Raw genomic sequence first — 255 nt, 5'->3', positions numbered from 1 at the left:
CATATTGAGTAAGAGGTGGAAAGATGAAACTTGAAAATTTACGAGAAGAGCGCATATTGCAAGGAAAAACACAAACCTATATGGCGAAAAAATTAGGTTATAAGTACACAAGCGGCTATGCGAATATAGAGATGGGCAGAACGAAGCCAAGCTTAGAAATAGCAAAGCATATTGCAGATCTGCTAAATACCGGTGTTCAAGAGCTTTTTTTTGGTCAGAAGTTACACAAAAAGAGTAATTCTCTAGAAGAAGATC

Annotated in this window: 1 protein-coding gene; it reads left to right on the top strand. The window is 36.9% G+C overall.

The features are described 5' to 3' along the window. Positions 1-23: 23 nt before the first annotated feature. Positions 24-255, top strand: a 232-nt coding sequence (locus AC0IXA_RS27805; RefSeq protein WP_471814962.1) for a helix-turn-helix transcriptional regulator, incomplete at its 3' end; no start/stop codon positions are given.

The organism is Pseudomonas sp. AC083 (assembly GCF_979253165.1).
The sequence above is the reverse complement of the archived record's forward strand: the minus strand, read 5'-3'. Positions and strand labels throughout refer to the sequence as shown.